General features: G+C 71.1%; 4 protein-coding genes, 2 pseudogenes and 1 riboswitch. Of the genes and pseudogenes, 5 read left to right on the top strand and 1 reads right to left on the bottom strand.

All coding sequences use genetic code 11. The features are described 5' to 3' along the window. The first annotated feature begins 417 nt into the window (after nucleotides 1-417). A riboswitch (cobalamin riboswitch) is annotated at nucleotides 418-498 on the top strand. 53 nt (nucleotides 499-551) lie between these two features. Both cobN and J7E94_RS26455 read left to right on the top strand, forming a co-directional pair. Beyond that, nucleotides 552-4,169, top strand: a complete 3,618-nt coding sequence (gene cobN, locus J7E94_RS26460) for a cobaltochelatase subunit CobN (protein WP_215019314.1) — start codon at nucleotides 552-554, stop codon at nucleotides 4,167-4,169. Nucleotides 4,170-4,309: 140 nt separating this feature from the next. Beyond that, nucleotides 4,310-4,579, top strand: coding sequence for a hypothetical protein (locus tag J7E94_RS26455; RefSeq protein WP_215019313.1), 270 nt, complete (start codon nucleotides 4,310-4,312; stop codon nucleotides 4,577-4,579). Here the strand turns inward: J7E94_RS26455 and J7E94_RS26450 are convergent, their stop codons facing one another. Further along, nucleotides 4,580-4,801 carry a hypothetical protein gene (locus tag J7E94_RS26450; RefSeq protein WP_215019312.1) on the bottom strand — a complete coding sequence of 74 codons (222 nt, stop codon included), beginning with the start codon at nucleotides 4,799-4,801 and terminating at the stop codon, nucleotides 4,580-4,582. Between the two features lie 228 nt (nucleotides 4,802-5,029). Between J7E94_RS26450 and J7E94_RS26445 the strand changes: the two are divergent. The 3 genes and pseudogenes from J7E94_RS26445 to J7E94_RS26435 all read left to right on the top strand — a co-directional run. Next, a pseudogene (locus J7E94_RS26445) lies at nucleotides 5,030-5,455 on the top strand (transcriptional regulator); the annotation flags it as partial. A gap of 248 nt (nucleotides 5,456-5,703) precedes the next feature. Next, nucleotides 5,704-6,045, top strand: a complete 342-nt coding sequence (locus J7E94_RS26440) for a hypothetical protein (protein WP_374224506.1) — start codon at nucleotides 5,704-5,706, stop codon at nucleotides 6,043-6,045. Between the two features lie 248 nt (nucleotides 6,046-6,293). Then, nucleotides 6,294-6,656 (top strand): annotated as a pseudogene (locus tag J7E94_RS26435) (transposase family protein); the annotation flags it as partial. Between the last annotated feature and the right edge of the window lie 82 nt (nucleotides 6,657-6,738).

Raw genomic sequence — 6,738 nt, 5'->3', positions numbered from 1 at the left:
CCCTCCGGCGGCCGCTCCCGCCCCTGGGGCGCGCCGCCCCCCCCACCCCACGCCCCGCCGGGCCCCCCCCGCCGGCGTTTGAGGCGCGGGGTCTGGGGCGGAGCCCCAGGTCCTTCTCCCCGCCGACGCTTGTGGCGCGCACCCGGGGGCAGCGCCCGATCCTCAGCCCCGCCGGCGTTTGAGGCGCGGGGCCCGGGGCAGAGCCCCGGCAGCGGCGCCGCACCGATACCCCACCCACCCCCGCAAGCGCAGCGCACCGGCAGCGGCGCCGCACCCGATACCCCACCCCCAAGCCCAGCCCAGCGCAGCGCAGCGCAGCGCCCGCCAGAGCACCCCCACGCCCGGCCAGGGCAAAGGCCCCCTAGGATGACCCCCGGCGGACCACACGGCCCGCCGTCGCCGAGGACGGCGACATGGGAGGAAGCCCGGTGCGATTCCGGCGCGGTCCCGCCACTGTGAACCCGCCGGCCCCACGGCCGAAGGGTGAGTCAGGAACTCCCGCTGTCCTCACTGCCCGGGGCGCGGAAACCCCGAGGAAGGCCTGCCGCCGCATGATCCTGCTGCTGTCGACGTCCGACACCGATCTGCTCAGCGCCCGCGCCGCGAACACGGCGGACGGCCCCGTCCCGTACCGGTTCGCGAACCCCTCCCGCCTTCCCCTCGACGACCTCCCCGGCCTCCTCGACGGAGCCGACCTGGTCGTCGTACGCCTCCTCGGCGGACTCCGCGCCTGGCAGGACGGCCTCGACCTCCTCCTCGCCCCCGCCCAGACCCGCCCGGTCGTGGTCCTGACCGGCGAACAGGCCCCCGACGCCCAGCTCATGGAGGCCTCCACGGTCCCCATCGGCATCGCCGCCGAAGCGCACGGCTACCTCGCCCACGGCGGCCCCGCCAACCTCGAGCAGCTGGCCCGCTTCCTCTCGGACACGGTCCTCCTCACCGGCCACGGCTTCGAACCTCCTGCCGCCTCCCCCACCTGGGGCCCCCTGGAGCGCACCGCCCGGCCCGGCCAGGGCCCCCGCGTCGCCGTGCTCTACTACCGCGCCCACCAGATGAGCGGCAACACCGCCTTCGTGCACACCCTGTGCGAGGCCATCGAGGCCCAGGACGCCCAGGCCCTCCCCCTCTACGTCTCCTCCCTCCGCACCCCGGAGCCGGAACTCCTGGCCGAGCTGGAGGGGGTCGACGCCATCGTCACCACCGTCCTGGTGGCCGGCGGCACCCGCCCCGCCACCGCCTCCGCCGGCGGGGACGACGAGTCCTGGGACGCGGGCGCGCTCGCCACCCTCGACGTGCCGATCCTCCAGGCCCTGTGCCTGACGGGTTCCCGTTCCACCTGGGAGGAGAACGACGAGGGCCTGTCCCCCCTCGACGCCGCCACCCAGGTCGCGGTGCCCGAGTTCGACGGCCGCCTGATCACCGTCCCGTTCTCCTTCAAGGAGCTCGACGAGGACGGCCTGCCCGCCTACGTGGCCGACCCCGAGCGGGCCGCCCGGGTCGCGGGGATCGCCGTACGCCACGCCCGGCTCCGGCACATCGACCGCCGCGACAAGAAGGTCGCCCTGGTCCTCTCCGCGTACCCCACCAAGCACTCCCGCATCGGCAACGCGGTCGGTCTCGACACCCCGGCCAGCGCCGTGCACCTGCTGCGCACCCTCATCGCCGAGGGCTACGACTTCGGCCCCGTCTCCGAACTCCCGGGCCTGGTCTCGGGCGACGGCGACGAGCTGATCCGCGCCCTGATCGAGGCCGGCGGCCACGACCAGGACTGGCTGACCGAGGAGCAGCTGGCCCGCAACCCGGTCCGCATCCCGGCCGCCGACTACAAGCGGTGGTTCGCCGCCCTCCCCGCCGAACTGCGCGAGAGCGTCGAGCGGCACTGGGGCGAGGCCCCCGGCAACATGTTCGTGGACCACTCCTCGAACCCGGAGGGCGACATCGTCCTGGCGGCCCTGCGCCGCGGGAACCTCCTCATCCTCATCCAGCCGCCGCGCGGCTTCGGCGAGAACCCGATCGCGATCTACCACGACCCGGACCTCCCCCCGTCGCACCACTACCTGGCGGCATACCGCTGGATCCAGGCCTCGTCCTCGGACGGCGGCTTCGGCGCCGACGCCATGATCCACCTCGGCAAGCACGGCAACCTCGAATGGCTGCCGGGCAAGAACGCCGGCCTCTCCGCCGCCTGCGCCCCGGACGCCGCCCTCGGCGACCTCCCCCTCATCTACCCGTTCCTGGTCAACGACCCGGGCGAGGGCACCCAGGCCAAGCGCCGCGTGCACGCCACCCTGGTCGACCACCTGGTGCCGCCGATGGCCCGCGCGGAGTCGTACGGCGACATCGCGCGCCTGGAACAGCACCTGGACGAGTACGCCCAGATCTCCGCGATGGACCCGGCGAAACTGCCCGCCATCCGCGCCCAGATCTGGACCCTGATCCAGGCCGCAAAGCTCGACCACGACCTGGGCCTGGACGAACGCCCCGACGACGACGGCTTCGACGACTTCCTGCTCCACGTCGACGGCTGGCTGTGCGAGGTCAAGGACGCCCAGATCCGCGACGGCCTGCACGTCCTCGGCGGCGCCCCGACCGGCGCCGCCCGCGTCAACCTGGTCCTCGCGATCCTGCGCGCCCGCCAGATCTGGGGCGGTACGACGGCCCTTCCGGGTCTGCGCGAAGCTCTCGGCCTGGACGAGTCCGCGGCCACCCGCACCTCGGCGGACGCCGTCGAGGAGCAGGCGCGCGCCCTGGTCCAGGCGATGGAGGACGCGAACTGGGCCCCGGAGGCGGTGGCTTCGGTCGCGGCCGGATACTCGGCGGACGTGGCGGCCGTACTGGACTTCGCGGCCCGGGAGGTCGTCCCCCGCCTGGCCGGCACCACGGACGAGATCGCCCACGTGGTCGCCGCCCTGGACGGCCGCTTCATCCCGGCGGGCCCCTCCGGCTCCCCCCTCCGCGGCCTGGTCAACGTGCTCCCCACCGGCCGCAACTTCTACTCGGTGGACCCGAAGGCCGTCCCCTCCCGCCTGGCGTGGGAGACGGGCCAGGCCCTGGCCGAGTCCCTCCTCACCCGCTACCGCACGGACAACGGCGAGTGGCCGGCCTCCGTCGGCCTGTCCCTGTGGGGCACCAGCGCGATGCGCACCTCGGGCGACGACGTGGCGGAAGCCCTCTCCCTGCTGGGCATCCGCCCGGTCTGGGACGAGGCCTCGCGCCGCGTCACCGGCCTGGAGCCCATCCCCCTCGCGGAGCTGGGCCGCCCCCGCATCGACGTCACCCTCCGCATCTCGGGCTTCTTCCGCGACGCCTTCCCGCACGTGATCGGCCTCCTCGACGACGCGGTCCGCCTGGCGGCCTCGCTCGACGAGCCGGCCTCGGAGAACTACGTCCGAGCCCACGCCCAGGCGGACCTCGCCGTGCACGGCGACGAACGCCGCGCCACGACCCGTATCTTCGGCTCGCGCCCGGGTACGTACGGGGCCGGCATCCTCCAGCTCATCGACTCCCGCGACTGGCGTACGGACGCCGACCTCGCGGAGGTCTACACGGTCTGGGGCGGCTACGCGTACGGCCGCGGCTTGGAGGGCCGCCCGGCCCGCGCCGAAATGGAAACGGCGTACAAGCGCATCACCGTAGCCGCCAAGAACACCGACACCCGCGAGCACGACATCGCGGACTCCGACGACTACTTCCAGTACCACGGCGGCATGGTGGCCACTGTCCGCGCCCTGCGCGGCACGGCCCCGGAGGCGTACATCGGCGACTCCACCCGCCCCGAAACCGTCAAGACCCGCACCCTGGTGGAAGAAACCTCGCGCGTCTTCCGCGCCCGAGTGGTCAACCCGAAGTGGATCGAGGCGATGCGCCGCCACGGCTACAAGGGCGCCTTCGAACTCGCGGCGACGGTCGACTACCTCTTCGGCTACGACGCCACGACGGGCGTGGTCGCGGACTGGATGTACGACAAGCTCACGGAAACCTACGTCCTGGACCCGGAGAACCGCGCCTTCCTGGAGGAGGCCAACCCCTGGGCCCTGCACGGCATCGCGGAACGCCTCCTGGAGGCCGAATCCCGCGGTATGTGGGAAAAGCCGGACCCCCAGATCCTCGAATCCCTCCGCCAGGTCTACCTGGACACGGAAGGCAACCTGGAAGCCGAATCCGGCTAAGAGCCCCAAACGATGGGCGACGCCCTGCGCGCCCTGGACACGGGCGACCTCCCAAAGGCCCGCGCCCTCATCTCGGACATGCAGGCCGTCCTCCTCGCCCACTGGAAGGGTGAGGAGGACGGACCAACCTTTTCGCAGTCATGTCAACGGACCCCGAGTACGCGGACTACATCGCGGCGCTGACGTCGGAACACCGCGACCTGGCGGCCTTCCTCACGAAGGTGGACCTCTCGTCCCCGTTCGGAGCGAACGAGTTCCGCGGCGCGATGGACGAGCTCCACCACATCGCGAAGGATGAGGACGGCCTCTTCCCGGCCTCCCTCACCGCCCTGGCGGGCGACGAATGGGACCGCTCCCTCGCCGGCTGGCGTACGGCCCACCCGGACCACGAGCTGCACGCCGCCGGCTGATTACGCCTTGGTGGTCTGATTCAGCGCAACGAGCGCGTGCGCCCACCGCGCGTACTTCAGCTGCCCGAAGTCGGCGACGGTCCTGACCCCGAACGCCTCCTGAAGCAGCTCACCGTCCTTGTCGGTGACCCCCTTCAGCGCGGCCACGGGCGCGGAGAGGATCTCGGCGAGCGGCTTGTCCTCCCAGGCCTTGTCCAGAACCTTGCTCAGATCGATCGTCATGCCTGTCCCTCCAGGAACACCGGAATCACATACGACCGCAAATCTAGTCTAATCGGACAATCAACCCGCGTTCCGACGCGCCGTCCAGGACGAGAACACCGACGGCCTCGCCAGGCTGCCCGGCGGGCCGAGGCCGGGCCGTGGTCGGATGCGCGATGACCCCCGCCGGATGGTGGGGGCCAATCGCCGTTCCCCTGGAACTGGCCGGGGGTACCGTTCTGGTGTCGAAGGGAGAAGGACCGGGACGCCGCAGAGGCGCATCTCGGCGAGGCGAGCCGCATCGCGGAGCGGACGGGGCCGGCGGAGAAGGTCCACTGGTTGTCGTTCGGGCCGACGAACGTCGGTGTGCACCGGGTGAGTGTGCTGGCTGAACTCGACCTGTATCCGGAGGCAGTGCGGACGGCGGAGGAGACGGTGATTCCGGAAGGGTGGCCGCCATCCCGGCTCGCGCATCACCACGTGGAGGTGGCTCGGGCACAGATGTGCACCGGCCGGACCGACACAGCGTTCAAGAGCCTGCTGGCCGCGCGCAAGCTGGCGCCACAGCAGACGCGGTACCACCCGACGGCGCGCGAGACGTATGCCGGGCTGGAGTCGGCCAGGCGCAGGATGCCGGAGAGCTTCAACAGCTACGGTTCATGGCTCGGTATGTGACGGAACGTCAAGCAGTGGCCGGGGCTATCAGCGATGTCTGATAGTTCCGGCCTCCTGCTGTCGCCACGATGCAAGGGTCGGAAGACCCCCGCGACCGTGGTGGACGGTCCGGGGGCGTGGCCAATGCCTTGTAGGAGCGTCGACATGCCGAACTGTATCGCCCATGCCTTCAAGCTGCTGTTGTTGCGGCTTCCCTCCCCTGCTGCGGGCCATAGCCGCTGCGCCACGGGTGGAACGGGGGTGACCGCGTGAGCCTGACGGGTGATGTCAGGCTGCTGCCGTGGGTCGGAGCCGAGGGCAAGCCGTGCTACCTCGCGGGCGACGGGACCGGGTTCTTGTCACGCCTCGCGGACAACATGGAGGCCACTCAGCTCGGCCTGGCCGGCGACCTCATCGAAGAGGCACAGGACGTCCTTGAGGAGCGCGCCTGGACCCCCGGGGAACTCCAGCTCCTGGCAGTCCAGCTCACCGAGGCACTGATCGCCGTGCACCGGATCGCCGTGAGTCGGGGTGCCCGCCTGGCCTCTCCGGCGAGCAACGACCTCGATGCAATCGACGGCACGGATGATGAGGGCGACCTGAGGCCGTAGTCGAGCCAGGGCCGGAAAGTCCCTGGAGGCAGTAGCCCCCAAGGACATCTGTCCTTCATAGGCGCTCGCCGCGCTCCACAAGCTCCACCCGCTCTTGCAACTCCTCGATCTGAACCGTTCCGACTTCTCTGCCGCTCCGTTGTGACGGGGACTGTAAAACGTTCGGCTCTGTTCCGTAGTCGGTGGTGACGGTGCGTCTCTGCCTGGCATCATGAGGCATGGATAGCGTCAACTCCCTTGTCGCTGTGGTGTTTTCCGGGTTATCCGCGCTGGTCATCGAAGATGTGGCGGATGGTGGTGAGGCAATCCGGGTCACGGCCCGGACCCAGGATGTTCCGGTGCCCTGCCCGATGTGCCGGGTGCCGACGGGGAAGGTGCACGGGTACCACCACCGGACGGTGGCGGACGTGCCGGTGGATGGCCGCCGCGTCGTGGTCCGCGTCCGGGTCCGGCGCCTGGTCTGCCCCGTCCTGGGCTGTCGGCGGCAGACCTTCCGCGAACAGGTTCCAGGGCTGCTGGAGCGCCATCAACGTCCCACCGCGCGTCTGACAGGCCAGGTGTCGAAGGTGGTCAAAGAGTTATGCGGCCGGGCGGCGGCCCGCACTGCAAGATGTCGAACTAATCTTGTCCGCCCTGCCGACGAGTGCGGAGAGTTCGGCTATCTCGGGGCATGCGGTGGTGAGGGCTGCCAGG

This window comes from Streptomyces sp. ISL-94 (assembly GCF_018614075.1).
In the GTDB taxonomy this organism is placed as follows: Bacteria; Actinomycetota; Actinomycetes; order Streptomycetales; family Streptomycetaceae; genus Streptomyces.
This window is presented reverse-complemented; position numbering and strand designations above follow the sequence as displayed.

Bases quoted from the DNA above. Each gene is read 5' to 3' on its own strand.
- cobN (WP_215019314.1), top strand. From the start codon at position 552: ATGATCCTGCTGCTGTCGACGTCCGACACCGATCTGCTCAGCGCCCGC.
- J7E94_RS26455 (WP_215019313.1), top strand. From the start codon at position 4,310: ATGTCAACGGACCCCGAGTACGCGGACTACATCGCGGCGCTGACGTCG.
- J7E94_RS26450 (WP_215019312.1), bottom strand. From the start codon at position 4,801: ATGACGATCGATCTGAGCAAGGTTCTGGACAAGGCCTGGGAGGACAAG.